This window comes from Pseudomonas sp. AC255, from assembly GCF_979258175.1.
In genome coordinates this window covers 179176-196469 of the sequence record NZ_OZ409841.1, presented here as the reverse complement: position 1 = coordinate 196469, position 17294 = coordinate 179176, and the positions used below count along the sequence as shown (strand labels likewise).

Here is a 17294-nt window from a genome sequence, read left to right as displayed (position 1 = left end):
TTCAGGTTCTGGCACGGGCCAAATACGATGGCGGCCATTGTAAACGTCCGTGTCGGCTTATTCATGCAAGGTTTGCAGCCATTGTTCGCGGCTGATGCGATACAGAACATGGCGGCGCAACGGGTGATCGAGCGCAAGCTTGGGGTGATCGAAATCATCCTGTGGATCGTGATGCATGCCGATCGCTTGCATGACCTTCTCCGACTGCGCGTTCTGCCCGGCGGTAAACGAGACGATTTCCTCCAGTTTCAACTGGTCGAAACCCGCGCGAAGTGCGGTCCACGCCGCTTCGCTGGCGTAACCCAGGCCCCAATGTTCCTTGGCCAGACGCCAGCCGATCTCCACCGCCGGGGTAAACGGCGCATCGAAGCCGACCACGCCCAACCCGGTGAAACCGATGAACTCGCCCGTGTCCTTGCGCTCCAGCGCCCACAGGCCAAAGCCGTGCTCGGCAAAATGCCCGCGCACACGGCCGATCAATGCGGCGCTTTCGAGCCGGGTCAACGGCGCCGGAAAGTAGCGCATCACCTGCGGATCGGCGCACATCGCGGCGAATGCCGGCAAATCCTCGTCCTGCCACTGACGCATCAATAACCGCGCGCTTTGCAGCTCCAGTATCGGCTCCATCGTCCCCTCCATTTCCATGCCGTTGAGTCTACATCGCTGGTAGGATCGTTCATTCTTTCCCAGGTTCTGCGCGAAACAAGCCATGCCCTTGCCGTTGATCTATCACGAAGACTACAGCCCCGAGTTTCCTGCGGAGCACCGCTTCCCCATGGACAAGTTTCGTCTGTTGCGCGATCACCTGGTCGACAGCGGCCTGACCCGCGACGCCGACCTGCTGCGCCCGCAGATCTGCCCCAACGACATCCTCGCCCTCGCCCATGACCGCAGCTATATCGAACGCTACATGAGCGGCGAGTTGTCCCGCGAAGACCAACGGCGCCTCGGCCTGCCGTGGAACGAGGCGCTGGCGCGACGCACCGTGCGTGCGGTGGGCGGTTCGATCCTGGCGGCAGAGCAAGCGCTGGAGCATGGCCTGGCCTGTCATCTGGCCGGCGGCACCCATCACGCTCACTACGATTACCCCGCCGGCTTCTGCATCTTCAATGACCTGGCGATCATCAGCCAGTACCTGTTACAGAGCGGCCGGGTCAATCGCGTGCTGATCTTCGATTGCGACGTGCATCAAGGCGACGGCACCGCGCGGATTCTGCACGACACGCCGGAGGCGATTACCGTTTCCCTGCACTGCGAAAAGAATTTTCCCGCACGCAAAGCCGAAAGTGACTGGGACATTCCACTGCCCAAGGGCATGGGCGATGCCGACTATCTGCAGGTGGTGGATGACACGCTCAATTACCTGTTGCCGCTGTATCAACCGGATCTGGTGCTCTACGACGCTGGCGTTGATGTGCACAAGGACGATGCCCTCGGTTATCTGCAACTGACCGACGAGGGCGTAGCCGAGCGTGATGAACGGGTGATGCGCCACTGCCTGGGCCGCGACATCCCGGTGGTCGGGGTGATCGGCGGCGGCTACAGCAAGGATCGCCACGCCCTCGCCCGCCGCCACGGCATCCTCCATCACAGCGCGCAACGGGTCTGGGAGTCATACGGCTGTCATTGAAACGTGCTGCGTTACCCACAATGGCTGTGGAACTGGCTGTGGATAACCTGAGTGAAAGGGACTGCAGGCCAGGCTGGGCATGGCGCCCAGCGCACTGTTTATTTTTTAACCAACCTCGAAATACACCGCAGCCCCGGTGGGAGCGAGCCTGCTCGCGAAAGCTTTAGCAGCCACAACATCTAATTGACTGAAAGACCGCGTTCGCGAGCAGGCTCGCTCCCACATGGGGTCTCCCACAGGGTTCAGCGCTGTTAGAATGCGCGCCTTGTCCCGCCATACCGCAGCGCACGCCCATGACCCAGAATTCCGCCCCCGCCAACACCCACGTCGCCATCATCGGCGGTGGCCCCGCCGGCCTGATGGCCGCCGAAGTGCTGAGCCAGGCCGGAATCCGCGTCGACGTGTACGACGGCATGCCCTCGGTGGGGCGCAAGTTCCTGCTGGCCGGGGTCGGCGGCATGAACATCACCCACTCCGAAGCGTACCCGGCGTTTCTCTCCCGCTACGCTGAACGCGCACCGCAAATTGCCCCGCTGCTGCGCGCATTCGATGCCGATGCCTTGTGCCAGTGGATTCACGATCTGGGCATCGAAACCTTCATCGGCAGCTCCGGCCGCGTGTTCCCCACCGACATGAAAGCCGCCCCGCTGTTGCGCGCCTGGCTCAAGCGCCTGCGCGACGGTGGCGTGGTTATCCACACACGCCATCGCTGGCTCGGCTGGGACGCAAGCGGTGCACTGCGCATCGCCAGCCCGGAAGGCGAAATCAGCGTAAACCCCGAAGCCACCCTGCTCGCCCTGGGCGGCGGCAGTTGGTCGCGGCTGGGCTCGGATGGCGCGTGGATGTTGCCGCTGGAGCAGCGCGGCGTGGATCTGGCGCCGTTGCAGCCCAGCAATTGCGGCTTCGAGGTGCAAGCCTGGAGCGAGCTGATGGTGAGCAAGTTCGCCGGCGCGCCGCTGAAAAACATCGCCATCGGGTTAAACGACGATATCCCGCGTCTGGGCGAATGCGTGATCACCGCGACCGGGATCGAGGGCAGCCTGATTTACGCCCTGTCGGCGCCGATTCGCGAGGCGATCAACCGCTATGGCGCAGCGGTTATCCACATCGACCTGCTGCCCGGCCGGCCTGTGGATAAATTGCAGGCGGCGCTGAGCAAACCACGTGGCTCGCGCTCAATGGCCAAGCATCTGCACAGTCAGGTGGGGATTGATGGGGTTAAAGCAGCGTTGTTGCGCGAGCTGACCGATGCCGAAACCTTCGCCGATCCGGCGCTCCTGGCCCGAGCGATCAAAGCGTTGCCGCTGACACTGGTGAAAACCCGTCCGCTGGATGAAGCGATCAGCAGTGCCGGTGGCGTAAGGTTCGAAGCGATGGATGAGCGCTTGATGCTCAAGGCGCTGCCGGGGGTGTTTTGTGCGGGCGAGATGCTCGACTGGGAAGCGCCGACCGGAGGCTATTTGCTGACCGGGTGTTTTGCCAGCGGGCGGGCGGCTGGGTTGGGTATTGTGCAGTGGCTTAAGCACAAACCCCTGTAGGAGCTGACGAGTGAAACGAGGCTGCTATCTTTTGATCTTCAAAAATCAACATCAAAAGATCGCAGCGTTCCGCAGCTCCTACAGGGAAACGCATCCCCAATGTGGGAGCGAGCCTGCTCGCGAAGACGTCCTTACAAACGCTTCATCAAATCAAGGCTTGCGCTTACGCGGTCCGGTATTGAACACCGGCACTTTGCGCACCGGCTTGATCGATGGCTCCGGTGCCGAGGTCTCGCCGCTGTCGACCCACTTGCCCAGATTGCGTTTTCCACCGCCACCGCCCGATGCTTTCGGCTTCTTCGGTTTCTTCGGCTTCTTGATCACCTGACCGCTGGCATCGGTGTCCGGCACGCGGTGCTCGGGTTCGAAATCCGGCTCGTTCTGGCGCTTCAGGTTCTGCCGCGTCAGCATTTCGATGGCCGAGAGCATGTTCACTTCATCGGCACACACCAGCGAAATCGCCTCACCGGTGGCACCCGCGCGGCCAGTGCGGCCGATGCGGTGAATGTAATCCTCGGCGACGATCGGCAGATCGAAGTTGACCACCAGCGGCAGGTCTTCGATGTCCAGACCACGGGCGGCGACGTCGGTCGCCACCAGAATCTGCACTTCGCTGAGCTTGAAACGGTCCAGCGCGCGCTGGCGCGTGGCCTGCGGTTTGTCGCCATGGATGCCGTCAGCATTCACACCGAGGCCCTGAAGTTTTTCCACCAGCGCATCGACGCCGTTGCGGGTCTTGGCGAACACCAGCACCTGCTTCCACTTGTTCTTGCGCATCAGGTGCACGAACAGTTCGGCCTTGCGCTTCTTGTCCACCGTCACGATCCACTGCTTGACCGTGTTGGCAGCGACGTTGCGCGGGCTGACCTCGACGCTCAGCGGATCATTGAGCATCTGCCCGGCGAGCAGGCGGATGTCATCGGAGAAGGTCGCGGAAAACAGCAGGGTCTGGCGCTTTTTCGGCAGCATGCGGTAAATATTCGCCAGTTCTTCCGAGAAGCCCAGGTCGAGCATACGATCGGCTTCATCCAGCACCAGCGTTTGCAGCTGATTGAGTTTCAGCGCGTTCTGGCGGAACAGGTCGATCAAACGACCAGGGGTGGCGACCAGCACATCGACGCCGCCGCGCAGCTTCATCATCTGCGGGTTGATGCTGACACCGCCGTACACCGCATAAGTTCGCAGCGGCAGGTTCTCGGCGTATTGGCGCACGGCTTCATGGACCTGCTCGGCCAGTTCGCGGGTCGGCACCAGAATCAGCGCACGCGCCGAATTGGCGGTGACTTTCGGCCCTTCCATGGTCAGCAACTGCAACAGCGGCAAAGCGAAACCGGCAGTTTTACCGGTGCCGGTCTGGGCCGCTGCCATCAGGTCGCGACCGGCCAGCACCGCCGGAATGGCTTGCGCCTGCACCGGCGTCGGGGTCTGGTAGCCGAGCGTCTCGAGGGAGCGCAGCAAGGGTTCGATCAGGCCAAGGGAGGCGAAAGTCATGGGAGTACCGTAGGAAAAAATGACGCGGGGATGCAATGCCGCGCAGTTTACCCTAATTCGTACGCGCTTCCGTCGGAACGGCTTTCGCCTCTTCCACGGGTGGCTGTGCAGGTCGACGCCACTGCGGCAGGCTGATCAGCAGCACGGCGCTGGTGATCACCAGCATCGCCAGCGCTTCTTCGATGCCGATGGTCTCGCCGACAAACACCACGCCGAGCAACACCGCCACCGCCGGGTTGACGTAGGCATAACTGGTCGCCGCCGCCGGGCGCACGTGTTTGAGCAGATACATGTAGGAATTGAAGGCGATGATTGAGCCAAAGAAGATCAGATAGGCCAGCGCCAGCCAACCCTCGAGCGGCGGCATGGCTTGCAGGTGCTCGCCGCTCAGCGCACTGCCGATCAGCAAGACCACGCCGCCGACGAGCATTTCCACAGCGCTGGCCATCGCCCCTGCTGGCAGCGGCAGATGCTTGCTCCATACCGAACCGAACGCCCAGCTCGCCGCCGCGAAGATCAGCAACATCGCGCCGAGCGGGCTCGATTGCAGGTTGGAACCCATGTTGAGCATGGCGATGCCAATAATCCCCAACGCCACACCGGCCCACTCCAGCCGCGTATTGCGCGCGCCCCAGAAGTAGCCGAACAACAAGGTGAACAGTGGCACCGTCGCCACCGCCAGCGCGGCAACGCCGGAAGCCACACCAGTGTGCTCGGCCACGCTGACCGCGCCATTACCAAAACTGAGCAGCAGAATGCCGACCAGCCCCGCCGCTTTCCACTGCGCCCAGGTCGGCGCCGCAGCCCCGCGCCAGCGCAGCCAGGCATACATCAAGCTGCCGGCAATGACAAAGCGCACCCCGGCCAGCAATAGCGGCGGCCAGTATTCGACGCCAATGCGAATCACCAGATAGGTCGATCCCCAAATCACGTACAACGCAAAAAACGCAGCGATCAACGGCAGGGAAAAACGGCGCAAGGCAGGCATGGGCAGCTCGACAGTCAGATTCGGTGAACGGGTTATTCTAGAAAGGCTGCCGCGCAAAAATAAGTTACAAAACCTGTTTATCGCGCCGGTACACTTTTGCATGAAAGCAACTGAGACCGACAAGGTCCTTGTGGGAGCGAGCCTGCTCGCGAAAGCGGTGTATCAGTCACAGTTGCGTTGAATGACACACCGCATGGATCGTTCCCACGCTCCGCGTGGAAGTGCCTCAACGGACGCTCTGCGTTCGGCTTTGAAAGGGACGCGGAGCGTCCCGGGCTTCATTCCCACGCAGAGCGTGGGAACGATCAGTCGGAGTACCCGGGATCAGCGATAACGCTGCAAATGCTCGCCAACTTTCGCTGCGGGGACTTTCTGCAACTTGCACAGCAGGTCGTGATTCAACTCGCGCACCCCGTGCTTGCCGCGCAACTCTTGCGCCAAATGCGCCATCAGATTGGCCGCCATCTCGGCATCGGCCATGGCCCGGTGAGCCTGGCCGGTGTGCGGCAACTGCGCGAACGTGGTGAGCGTACCGAGCTTGTGATTCGGCGCCGCCGGCATCAGGCGCCGCGCCAGCAGCAGTGAACAGGCGAAATTCTGCAGGCGTGTGCGCTTGATCCGCCCCAGTTCGAAATCCCAGAACTTCTGGTCGAACGAGGCGTTGTGCGCCAGCAACGGCGTGCAGCCGACGAATTCGTTGACCTCTTCCATCACCCGCTCGGCCGGCGGCGCGGTGCGCAGCATGGCGTTGCTGATGCCGGTCAGTTGCTCGATGAACGCGGGGACGCGCACGCCGGCGTTCATCAGGCTCTGGTAACGCTCGACGATGCGGCCGTTTTCCAGCATGACCACGGCGATTTCCGTGGCGCGGCAGCTGCTGTTCGGCGACAGGCCGGTGGTTTCAAAGTCGATGACTGCAATGCGTTCCAAACCGGGGTGTACTCCGTTCAAATCTATTGTTCAGCTCAGCTCTTGAGCAACAGTGCGCCTTCGATCGGCACGTAGCGGCTGGCGGCGCGGATCAGCGAGTTGGCGGTCAGGCCGGGGACGCCGTAGGCCACCGCTTGCACGCCGTGCTTGTTGATGATGCGTTCGAGCAGCATGTCGAAATCGCCGTCACCGGAGGCCAGCACCACTTCGTCGACATGGTCGGCGGCGTCCATGATGTCCAGGGTAATGCCCACGTCCCAATCACCCTTGGCCGAGCCGTCGCTGCGCTGGATGTAGGGCTTGAGCTTCACGGTGAAACCGAGGTTGCGCAGGATCTGCTGAAACTGTTGCTGCTTGCTGTCGCCACGGTCGATGGCGTAGGCATAGGCCTCGACGATCTGCCCGTTCTTGCTGATGTCCGCCCACAATGCAGCGTAGTTGAAGTGGCAACCATAGGCCTGACGCACGGTGTAGTAGAGGTTCTGCACATCGGCGAACACTGCGATTTTTTCACCGGAGTTCCTGTGGGCGCACAAGCGCACGAAGCGGGGTCAGGCGATCAGGCCTGAAAAAGGCGCTCAGTATGCCAGCCAGGAGAAAGATTCAGCGAATAATCACCGGCTGGCGCCGAGGTGTCCCTGACAAACGGTGTTGTGGTGAGGGGATTTAGCGAAACGTCGCACCGCCCCGCTGGGCCGCGCAGCAGTCCTCGCTTCAATCAGGAAAAGCGGGGCTGCTGCGCAGCCAACGGGGCGGTGCGACGTTTCGCTAAATCCCTCGCCACAGGGGTCCATGTCAGCCTTTAAAGGCAATGTCAGACAAAGGAGTCGTCGTCATCGAAGAACGACGAATTGTCGCTGCTGTAATCGGCGTCGCTGAAACCGCCCTGGTCATTGCCAGAGAAGCCGTTGTCCGCCACGCGCTGATCATCGCCCCAGCCGTTGTTGCTCTGATCGGCGACCTGCGCCGGTTCTTCCTTGATGACCTCGACGATTTCTTCCGGTTGCTGATTGTGGTGGAACAGGCTGCTGATGCCCTGCGCCAGCATCACACCGCCGGCCACGCCAGCGGCGGTTTTCAGCGCGCCGCCGAGGAAGCTGTTGCCCGCCGCCGGGGCTGCCTGCTGCGCATAGTTGGGCGGCGCGGCGCCGAAGCTCTGTTGTGGCGCCGGTGCCTGGTAGCTCTGCTGCGGTGCCGGTTCACGCCAGCCGCCGGAGGACGACGGCGCTGCGCTCTGGCTCGGCGCCGGACGTGAATTGCCGCCACCAAAAATGCTCGACAGGAAGCCACCGCTACCGCTCGCTGCCGGTGCGCCACTCTGGGCCTTGGCCGATTGCAGCTCGGCCTGCAGGCGCTGGACTTGCTGGGTCAGTTGCTTGTTCTGCTCGTCGAGGCTTTTCAGCGCGGCCTCTTGCACCAGAATCGCCTGGGTCATGAAATAGCCTGCCGCCGGTTGGCGCGTCAGGTGTTCCTTGATCCGCGCCTCGGCCTGGGCGTCGCGCGGGGCTGCCTCCGTCTCGGCCTGTTGCAGCCGGGAAAACAGTCCATCGATCAGGGTTTGCTCTTCGCTGTTCATGGCGACCTCGTAGATTGCCGGTAATAACATGCCCGCACCCACTCTGGGCGCGGTGCTCTCCTGTAATGGAGACAGTGACAAAACGTTTCAATGACCTTTACCGAATGTTTACGTTTGTGTCGCCCCGCGTTGCATCGGTTAAAGTGAGCCACTGTTTTCGACCTGCGATACCGACTGATGAATGCCCTCGAAGTACTGCGCGACTCTTTGTATTTTTTCAAACGCCATCTGGGCAGCATCGTGCAGTTGTGCCTGCCGCTGGTGATTGTCGAAGCTTTCTTGCAGCAGGCGGTCGATCACGCCACCGGGCCGGACACCTTCGCCGGCGTCAGCATCATCGTCGGCCTGCTGGTGTATCCGCTGTACACCGCCGCGCTGATCCTGTTTCTCGATGCGCGCAGCCGTGGCGAGTCGCCGCGCAACCGCGACCTGCTGGCGATGGCCGCAACCCTGTGGCCACGCTTCGCCGTGCTGACCGCGCTCAATACCTTGCTGATTCTGCTGGGCCTGTCGCTTTACTTCCTGCCGGGCCTGATGCTGATGGTCATGCTCGCCTTCGCTGAATACCTGTTGGTGCTGCGCGGCCTCGGGCCGTTGCAGGCGATGAAGGAAAGCCTGCGCCTGACGCGCGGGCACTTCTGGCGCATCCTGCTGTGCATTCTCTGCGTGATGACTCCGTTGTGGTTGCTAAAGGGCGCGACGCTGGCGGTGTACCCCGAACCGCAGAATCCGCTGATTGCCGGGCTGATCGACAGCGCTCACAGCTTTCTGCAACTGTTCACCAGTGTGGTGCTGTTCCGCCTGTTCATGCTGATCAGCGAATTGCCTGACAAACGTAACGGAGCGGTCTGACCGCGCCGTGCTTGGGCTTCGCGGCTGCCGTCAGGTATGCTCGGGGCCACTTCCTGTAACGCTATAAGCCGAGCCATGACCCGTCTGCTGCGCTACACCCTGCTTCTCGTCATCCTTGCCGTCGTCCTGTTCGGCGTACTGCTGTTCAGCCTGACCTGGCGCCCCGATGCCCGCGAAACCCTGCCGGTCAGTTGCAGCGCCACGGCGCCGACGCTGGTGCCCGGGCAAGCACTGAAAGTCATGACCTGGAACGTGCAGTTCCTCGCCGGCAAGCGCTACGTATTCTGGAATGACCTGGCTCAGGGCGACGACGAAGCGCCGACCCCGGAAGACATGGCGTTTAGCCTCGACGAAGTGGCGCGGGTGATCCGCGACGAACAACCCGATGTGGTGTTGTTGCAGGAGCTCGACGACGGCGCCAAGGCCAGCGATTACCAGAACCAGCTCAAACTGTTGCAGGAACGTGTCGCCGATCTGTACCCGTGCAGCACCAGCGCCTTCGACTGGAAAGCCGATTTCGTCCCCGAGCCCCATATCTACGGCAGCGTCGGCCGCCAGTTGGCGACGTTGAGTCGCTATCGCATCGAACACGCCGAACGCCTGCAACTGCCCGTGGCCCCGAGCAACTTCATCAGCCGCCAGTTCCAGCCCAAAGACGCTTTGCTGGCCGTCAAACTGCCGCTCAGTGATGGCGGACAACTGACCGTATTCAACACCCATCTGCAGCGCGCCAGCCAGGCGGACGGCCACTTGCAGGCGCAAGTCGCCGCCGTGGCCAAAGTCCTCGACAAATATGAAAGCCAAGGCCTGCCCTGGCTGATCGGTGGCGATTTCAATCTGCTGCCGCTTGGCCAATATCGACGGCTGCCCGCCGAGCGACGCACGCCCTACTCTGCCGACAGCGAACTGCATCTGCTGTGGGACAAGTACCCGATGATCCCGACCAACAACGAGGCTGGCGGCATCGACCGGGCCAAATGGCTGACCCATTACCCCAACGACCCCGGCCTCAACGGCCCGGATCGCACGGTCGACTATCTTTTCTACAGCCCGAAGATCAAACGGATCGAAGCGATGGTGCGCCAGGACGATACGTTGCGCATTTCCGATCATTTGCCAGTGATTGCGCGATTCCTGCTTCCTGCCGCGCCATAGACAATGACAGCCATCAACTTCGGCGCCGGACCACGCGCCGATGGCAATCCGCCGGGCCCAAGACCTTGCCCGCGCGGGAGCGTACCGTAATGGTCTCGACCGGCTCCGATTGTTCGTTGTCCAGCAACACCGAATAACTCTCACCCTTACTGAACAGGAAACGCTCGCCCCATTGGCGCATGCTGATGACAATGGGAAAAACCGAACGGCCCATCTCGGTCAACACGTATTCCTTGTAAGCGGTGCCATCGGAGGCTGGCTGCACCTCGAACACGCCCAGCTCGACCAATCTCTTGAGTTTCACCGTGAGGATGTTTTTCGCCAGCCCCAGACGTTTCTGGAATTCGCTGAAACGACGCACATCATCGAAAGCATCACGGATGATCATCAACACCCAACGATCACCGATGGCCTCGAGAGTGCGGGCCACGGGACATTCGCTTTGTGCCAGTAGCAACTGTCTGGCCATGAGTCTCCAATTTTGAAAAAGAACGCGTTAGACAGGATCTAACGTCAGAAGAAAATATTCTGTAAAAACTAGTTGTAGATTAAAACCAGTTTTGATAAAAATCAACGCACCGGTTTTCTTTGGAAACCAGATTCCCAAGGATGGAATGATGACGTTGAACCCTCAAAAGCCTTCGAAAATGGACGTCGAAGCCGAAAAATCAGCCAGCAGCGGCAGCGTCCGAGCACCTCTGACACAGGCGGCCAATACCGGATTAAGTCGTTACCAGACATTTCTCTTCGCAATCACCTGCGCCATGGCCGTGGCTAACGTCTACTTTGCACAACCTTTGCTGGAGTCGATGGCTGCGAGCCTGTCGGTGTCGCCCGGCACTATCGGTGTGGTGGTCACCGCCACTCAGGCTGGTTACGCAGTGGGCCTTTTGTTCATCGTCCCGCTGGGGGATCTGCTCAATCGCAAGGGACTGATCCTGACGCAGATGCTGCTGTCGGCCATTGCCTTGTGCGCGGTTGGGCTGGCACAGGATTGGGGCATGTTGCTCGGCGCGATGGTGCTGGTCGGGCTGATGGCGGTCGTCGTGCAAGTGGTGGTCGCTTACGCTGCGACGCTGGCCAGCCCGGAACAACGTGGCGAAGCCATTGGCACGGTGACCAGTGGCGTCGTGCTGGGCATTCTGCTTGCGCGCTTCGTATCGGGCGCGGTAGCCGATCTGGCTGGATGGCGCGGCGTTTACTTCGTTTCGGCAGCCTTGATGATCGGCATGGCACTGGTGCTGTATCGCACCATGCCAGCATCGACCAAACCACCGGCCAAGGGCAGTTACTTGCAGTTGCTGCGGTCGGTCCTGCAGTTGTATCTCACCGAACGGACGCTGCGCGTCAGGGGCACCTTCGCCCTGCTGATATTCGCCGCATTCAGCGTACTGTGGACCGCAATGGTATTGCCGTTGAGCGCACCTCCCCTGTCGCTGTCACACACTCAGATAGGCCTGTTCGGTCTGGCCGGGGTAGCCGGCGCGCTGGCTGCGGCAAGGGCCGGAAGGCTGGCCGATCAAGGCCTGGGTAATCGCACGACAGGCATCGCGCTGGCGCTGTTGACCATGTCATGGCTGCCCACCGCGTTTGTTGAAAGCTCACTGCTGGCCATGGTCATCGGCGTGGTACTGCTGGACTTCGCTGTGCAAGCGGTGCATGTGACCAACCAAAGCCTGATCTTCGCCGCCCGGCCCGATGCGCAAAGCCGGCTGGTGGGCGCCTATATGTGCTTTTACTCCGTGGGCAGCGGTGTCGGCGCAATTACGGCGACCTACACGTATGTGCACTTGGGCTGGGTTGCCGTTTGCCTGTTAGGCGCAGCCTTCAGCGCAACAGCATTGTTGTACTGGTTATATCTGGAGCTAACTTCCGGTTAAGTTCCAGCCACCCCCTGAAACGTTCTTGCATAGCCCGAATATACGTGGTGAGAAACTGTGTGCCTGCCACACAAACTTTAATAATGACATGAGGCATGTATGGCACTGCACACATTAACGATCACATCGCATCAACTTGAGTTCGTGTTGCCGACTAATTCCCCATTCACCGATATCGAGTATGAATCCGGGGGCAAAAATATAATACCGCTGGGCTGTCGTGTAGGTGCGTGCGGCGCATGCCTGATTAAGGTGACATCAGGCATCGAGGCAATTAGTCCTCGCGATGACGACGAAGAAGCCTTCATCGAAATATTGGGCTTCAGCGGTGAAGAGTACCGACTGGCGTGTCAATGCCGGTTAAAAGGTGAAGTGGCCATTGATGTTATTGGCTAAGCGTTGCGATTGAACTGTGGTTGTAATTAAAGCGTTTCAATAAACTAAAAAAAGGACTTAGTACATGTTTAACCGTGTAAAGAATGTTGGCTATGGTGATACCACTCCTTTCCTCAACGCCGCTGGCTCGGTAAATCTGCGCGCAGAGATCGACAAGATTATCGACGTGCAAGTAGAGCAATGGTACGCAACCGTACCTCAAGCAGCTCACCTGGAAGGCAAGGATGTTAATAGTGAGTACTACAAGCGCCACCTGATCGAAACCGCCTGGCGTATCCGCCTGCTGCGAGTAGCCGAATCCAAGGCACTGGTGGAAGTGGCCAAGGTCAGCCCGGCGGCGGCGCAGATCTGGGCGCACTACGAGCAGGAAGAAATGCTCCATGACGAACTGTTCATCGATGACCTGAAGCGCGTCGGCGTCAGCCGTGAGGAGTTCCTCGCCACCGAACCGTACCTGTCGACCAAACTGCTGGCCGGTTTCTTCTCGTATTTGCTGGACCACGAGGGACCGCTCGGCGTGGTCGCTTACTCCTACCTGGTCGAGTACGTCAACGTGAAGCTTGAACCGCGCAAACTCGAAGCGCTGAAGACCTCGGTTGGGGAGACCAAGATCGTGGGTCAGGTTTCGCACTCGCACACCGATATCAATGATGACCATCCTGGCGAAGTCTGGGCGGCACTGCGCTTCCTGATCAAGGGCGAGCAGGACATCGCGGCACTGAAACGCTACCTCGAGGAGCACCAGAAGATCCTCGCGATGTATTTCAGCGAGCTGTACATCAACACCCTGGCCAAGCCGCAAGAACAGGCAGCTTAAGCCATGGAGCAGGCAATGAATTCAAATCGACCCGGTGTTCTGATCCTGAGCCACTGCGGCTTTTCTTTCCTGGAAGACCTCAAGCAGGAACTTCATCGACGGCAGCTCCGGTGCTTCGTGCTGTCTTCATTGCCGCTTCCAGAACATGTACCGGCTCGCCTGGAGCAGATTCATGCTTGGGCGGACCGGTTCTATACCAGCGACTCACACCAGTTGAAACTGGAAGATGTGCAGATCGCCCTCGATACACTGCGCAAGTCCGGCGAGCAGGTCACCTGCTGCATCAGTGTGTGGGAAGGCTATCGCCACCTGATGGCGTCGGCCAACGCTGCGCTCGGCACTTATGACATCGACGCAGACCAGGCATTGGCGCTGCGCAACAAGCTCAATGTACGCAACCGACTGGCCGAAGCGGGCCTGTCGCACGCTAACGCCTACGCCCTGACCGAGCCCGTGCTGGAACGGCTCAAAGCAAAGGATCAGCACTATTTCATCAAACCGATTCATGGGATCGCTTCCTACGCGGCCTTCCCCATGCGCAAGGACACGACGTGGAATGCCCTCGAGAGCCTGCGTCTGGCCTCGGCCGACGACACGGTGTATGCCTCGGCGTTCAACGATGGGCTGACGTTCATGGCGGAAGATTACATCGCCGGCAATGAATTCAGTTTCGAGACTCTGCTGGTTGATGGTCAGCCGAGTGTGGTGGCCATCCATGAGAAATACGAAGTCACCGAGACCGCCGACACGGTGCTTGAAGACAGTTGCACCACGCCGCCGGCAAGTCTCGACCAGGCGCAGATCGCCGCAGGCCTGCAATGGCTGAAAAACGTACTGAGCTGCATGGAGCTCAAGTGGGGCTGCTATCACGTGGAAGCACGCTTCACCGGGCAGCACTGGGACCTGATCGAAATCAATCCGCGCGTCGGCGGCAGCCTTATCTCGCACAGTGTCGAGGCGGTAACCGACGGTCACAGCATGCTTTCACTGTGGCTCGATCTACTGCTCGCCAGTCAGGACGATGCGCGCCCGCGCGAAGCGCTCGTCCAGCGTCTGGCACAGCTTGGCTGGCGTGCCGATGGCACCAGCGAACAGTCCGTGGCGACGTTCTTTCGGGTGTATTTCGCCAAACCCGGAACGCTGAGTTCAGTGACGCTCAACGCGCTGCCGCTCGACCCGGTCGTGCAGCACATCCTGTTGAAAGCAGGCGATGTGATTCCTGCACACGCACGCGAAGTGTTCCTGGGGCAATTGTTATGGACGTTCGACCGCAGCAACCGGACAGCCGAGCTTGAACGACTGGCCAGCATCAGCGCCACCGCGCTGGATATTCGCTATCAGGTCCCGAGCGCTTGATAAACCGGTGAGCAATCACCTGAACATGACTCCTGCCCATGACCACCCCACGGATGAGGATGACGAACATGCCGTTGCAAGCGCCTGTATTGCTGATTGTCGATTACAACCTGAGCCGGATCGGCGATGTACTGCACCTGCGTGACTACGCACTCCAGCAATGGGGCGCGCAGACCTGGCTGATCAGGGCCAACCCCCAGGACCATGACCAGACCATCAGCGATCGAGTGATCGATGCCGATCCATTGCACCCGGACTTCGTCAGCCGAGTGCTCGATCATTTGGGCGAAGATGCGTCACGGATCAGCGCAGGGATGGTTTTTCCGACAACGCCGTGGCCAGTGGCGCGGCGCTACTGGAGCGCCTTGGACTGCCGGTGGATGATGCCGCGCTGGCACTTGGTGCCTTTGACAAACTGGCGTATCGAATCGCCGAAGATCGCATCCGCCCGCAGCTTCACCCTTTGGGGGTCACGCTGCCGGACTTCGTGCGGATCGACTGCTTGAACGATGTACGCAATTTCGCAGTGCGCCAGGAAGGCAGTTTCGTCATCAAGCCTGCGTGCGAGGGCAACAATCGTGGCGTGGTAGTGGTATCTCCGGGCGGTGACTGCGAGCAGGCGTTTGAGGAAGTGAAGCCTTATCTGGACGGTGGCGTGCTGGCAGAAGCGTTCCTCACATTCACCCGCGAGTACTCCTATGACGGCCTGGGCAAGCTATGGTTCGTCACTGAGAAGGTCAGCGCCAGCGGACGCTACCCGGTTGAGGTCGCACAAATTTTGCCGGCGCGCATCACCGAGCAAGAACGACAAGCCATTCGCAACGCTGGCGAGCAGGTCAATCGGCTGGTAGGCCAGCGTATCGGGCCGTTTCACAATGAAATCAAACTCAGCGACAGCGGCTACCAGACCGCTGTGATCGAGCCGAACCGGCGTCCCGGCGGCATGAAAATCTGGACGCTGGCACACGCCGTACACGGCCTTGACCTCTATGCGGCATGGGTTGATTCGGTCTTTGCCGGGCCAGTGCCGGACATGCTGCCTGCTGCCACATGCAGCGCCGCGACGGTGATGTTCGGTGTGCCGCGCGATGTGACGATCGATGTGACCGAACTGGGCGACATCGAGGCTCTGGTTCACCAAACGCTGGCACTGGCGGCACAACAACTGAAGCTGGCCCAGCAAGATATTGTCCTGCTCGAAACCGCGTGGGTTGCTGGTGAGACGCGGTTGATTCATGCCACTCCCCGCGACAACAGTGACTTCGTCGCCCATGCCTGCGTTGCGCTGCATGACTCATCGGTAGATATCCGCGACTTGGTGCGAGTGCTGCGCGAGCAGTGGCTGCTTGTGCTGGAGCGCAATCTATCGTCCGGATTGCTCCTCAAGGTTGCGTCCTGATCCCTGTCTTTTTCGCTTTGAGACCGCTTGCATGAAAATTCTCATTCTTCACCGGGTGCCCTACCCGCGCATCGAATACCACCGTGGCATCGATCATGACCTGCACGACGTCACCTATTTGGGCAAACAAGCCGCGATCGACACGCTGCCGGCCGAACTACGCTGCCATCGAGTGACCCGGCCGGGCGAGGCCAGCGCTTACGATGAAGCGCAACAGTGGCTGGCCCGGTCGCCACAGCGGTTCGACCGGATCATCTCGATGTCCGAGTACGAATTGCTCGACGCCGCACGCCTTCGCGAAGCACTGAACGTCGAAGGGGCTTCGCTGACGGCGGTGAATCTGGCGCGCAACAAACTGGACATGAAGGCTGCCGTTGCGGCCCGGCAGCTACGCGTGCCGCGATTCATGGCGCTTGATCGTTATCTGGCACTTGAGGGGCAGGTGCCGTGGCACGGCGCGACCGTGCTCAAGCCCCACAGCGGCGCCTCGAGCATGGACGTCAGTATTCACCAGCAACCTGCGTGCGCCCTTGACGAGATCCGTCGCAAGATCAGTGATCTGTCCCTGCGCATCGATGAATTTCAGGTCGAAGAATTTATCAGCGGCCCCATCCGCCACTTCGACGGTCTGGTCCAGAACGGGCGAATCCTCACCCTGCTTTCCAGCCAATATGTCGGCACCTGCCTGGATTACATGGAGCGCGGCGAGCCATTGGGTTCCTGGCATCTGGAGACCACCGCGCCGATGCAGGCATGGGTCAGTGCCGCGCTGGAAGCCGTGCAGATCCGCAATGGCGCGTTCCATCTGGAGGCCATTATGGAAGGTGACGAGCCGGTGTTCCTCGAAGTCGGCAACCGGGTCGGTGGCGCCGACGTCGTCGCGACCTACGAGCTTGCCACCGGCATCCATCTGCCGTCGCTGGAGTTGCGCATCCATGTAGAGGGCGAAGTGGATATTGCACCGCTTACCGAGCAGCAGCCCAACCTGGGTTTCGGCTGGTTTGTGTTCCCCGGGCACACTCACGGCGAGCGCATCTATCAGGGCCTCGACGGGGCGGACGAGTTGCGCGCGTGTCCCTTCATCGTGCAGTGGAATGAGTTGCAACCGGGCGCCTCGCTGCCGGGCCATGTGACCTATTCGGCGTTTGAGGCGCCCTTGGCAGGCATCGTCAAAACCTACGAACCGCTACAGACCAAGGCCTGGATGCACACTCTGTTTTCCCGGGTACGCCTGACGGCAAACCTGACATCCGTCGCATGACACCGCCCACCCTCATGAAGGCGAC

General features: G+C 60.5%; 17 protein-coding genes. 10 read left to right on the top strand and 7 right to left on the bottom strand.

Annotated elements, in window-relative coordinates; all coding sequences use genetic code 11:
* Window positions 1-57: 57 nt before the first annotated feature.
* A complete protein-coding gene (locus ACZZ0K_RS00980; protein ID WP_024014420.1) occupies window positions 58-627 on the bottom strand; it encodes a GNAT family N-acetyltransferase in 570 nt (189 codons plus the stop codon).
* 82 nt (window positions 628-709) lie between these two features.
* Between ACZZ0K_RS00980 and ACZZ0K_RS00975 the strand changes: the two genes are divergently transcribed.
* Both ACZZ0K_RS00975 and ACZZ0K_RS00970 read left to right on the top strand, forming a co-directional pair.
* Window positions 710-1630, top strand: a complete 921-nt coding sequence (locus tag ACZZ0K_RS00975; RefSeq protein ID WP_150742283.1) for a histone deacetylase family protein — start codon at window positions 710-712, stop codon at window positions 1628-1630.
* A 293-nt stretch (window positions 1631-1923) separates the two neighbouring features.
* Entirely contained in the window at window positions 1924-3168 is a 1245-nt protein-coding gene (locus ACZZ0K_RS00970) for a TIGR03862 family flavoprotein (protein WP_258707227.1), read from the top strand.
* Window positions 3169-3318: 150 nt separating this feature from the next.
* Here the strand turns inward: ACZZ0K_RS00970 and ACZZ0K_RS00965 are convergent, their stop codons facing one another.
* The 5 genes from ACZZ0K_RS00965 to ACZZ0K_RS00945 form a co-directional block, all read right to left on the bottom strand.
* The gene (locus ACZZ0K_RS00965; RefSeq protein ID WP_150742285.1) at window positions 3319-4659 is read right to left on the bottom strand and encodes a DEAD/DEAH box helicase; all 1341 of its coding nucleotides are present in this window, start codon (window positions 4657-4659) and stop codon (window positions 3319-3321) included.
* 52 nt (window positions 4660-4711) lie between these two features.
* Entirely contained in the window at window positions 4712-5647 is a 936-nt protein-coding gene (yedA, locus tag ACZZ0K_RS00960; RefSeq protein WP_258707228.1) for a drug/metabolite exporter YedA, read from the bottom strand.
* A 324-nt stretch (window positions 5648-5971) separates the two neighbouring features.
* Window positions 5972-6577, bottom strand: a complete 606-nt coding sequence (locus tag ACZZ0K_RS00955) for a 3'-5' exonuclease (protein ID WP_024014425.1) — start codon at window positions 6575-6577, stop codon at window positions 5972-5974.
* A 35-nt stretch (window positions 6578-6612) separates the two neighbouring features.
* A complete protein-coding gene (locus tag ACZZ0K_RS00950; protein WP_463559731.1) occupies window positions 6613-7113 on the bottom strand; it encodes a LabA-like NYN domain-containing protein in 501 nt (166 codons plus the stop codon).
* Between the two features lie 278 nt (window positions 7114-7391).
* Entirely contained in the window at window positions 7392-8153 is a 762-nt protein-coding gene (locus tag ACZZ0K_RS00945) for a DUF2076 domain-containing protein (protein ID WP_236168723.1), read from the bottom strand.
* A gap of 177 nt (window positions 8154-8330) precedes the next feature.
* Here ACZZ0K_RS00945 and ACZZ0K_RS00940 point away from each other — a divergent pair, with 177 nt between their 5' ends.
* Both ACZZ0K_RS00940 and ACZZ0K_RS00935 read left to right on the top strand, forming a co-directional pair.
* Window positions 8331-9005, top strand: coding sequence for a YciC family protein (locus tag ACZZ0K_RS00940; RefSeq protein ID WP_016773061.1), 675 nt, complete (start codon window positions 8331-8333; stop codon window positions 9003-9005).
* A gap of 75 nt (window positions 9006-9080) precedes the next feature.
* Window positions 9081-10160 (top strand): endonuclease/exonuclease/phosphatase family protein, encoded by a 1080-nt coding sequence (locus ACZZ0K_RS00935; protein WP_258707229.1) that lies wholly within the window; start codon window positions 9081-9083, stop codon window positions 10158-10160.
* A gap of 13 nt (window positions 10161-10173) precedes the next feature.
* Here ACZZ0K_RS00935 and ACZZ0K_RS00930 read toward each other — a convergent pair whose 3' ends face one another.
* Complete coding sequence (locus ACZZ0K_RS00930; protein ID WP_076564201.1) at window positions 10174-10629, bottom strand: winged helix-turn-helix transcriptional regulator; 456 nt, start codon at window positions 10627-10629, stop codon at window positions 10174-10176.
* A 148-nt stretch (window positions 10630-10777) separates the two neighbouring features.
* On the opposite strand from ACZZ0K_RS00930, the gene ACZZ0K_RS00925 reads away from it, so the two are divergent.
* The 6 genes from ACZZ0K_RS00925 (at window position 10778) to ACZZ0K_RS00900 (ending at window position 17269) form a co-directional block, all read left to right on the top strand.
* Window positions 10778-12040, top strand: a complete 1263-nt coding sequence (locus ACZZ0K_RS00925) for an MFS transporter (protein WP_252882723.1) — start codon at window positions 10778-10780, stop codon at window positions 12038-12040.
* A gap of 99 nt (window positions 12041-12139) precedes the next feature.
* Window positions 12140-12436, top strand: a complete 297-nt coding sequence (locus ACZZ0K_RS00920) for a 2Fe-2S iron-sulfur cluster binding domain-containing protein (protein WP_150742289.1) — start codon at window positions 12140-12142, stop codon at window positions 12434-12436.
* Window positions 12437-12500: 64 nt separating this feature from the next.
* Entirely contained in the window at window positions 12501-13253 is a 753-nt protein-coding gene (locus ACZZ0K_RS00915) for an iron-containing redox enzyme family protein (protein WP_150742290.1), read from the top strand.
* 15 nt (window positions 13254-13268) lie between these two features.
* Window positions 13269-14609: an ATP-grasp domain-containing protein gene (locus ACZZ0K_RS00910; protein ID WP_252884875.1), complete on the top strand. Its 1341-nt coding sequence runs from the start codon at window positions 13269-13271 to the stop codon at window positions 14607-14609.
* A gap of 376 nt (window positions 14610-14985) precedes the next feature.
* Window positions 14986-16008 (top strand): ATP-grasp domain-containing protein, encoded by a 1023-nt coding sequence (locus tag ACZZ0K_RS00905; protein WP_463558933.1) that lies wholly within the window; start codon window positions 14986-14988, stop codon window positions 16006-16008.
* A 31-nt stretch (window positions 16009-16039) separates the two neighbouring features.
* Window positions 16040-17269, top strand: a complete 1230-nt coding sequence (locus tag ACZZ0K_RS00900) for an ATP-grasp domain-containing protein (protein ID WP_252882725.1) — start codon at window positions 16040-16042, stop codon at window positions 17267-17269.
* Window positions 17270-17294: the final 25 nt, after the last annotated feature.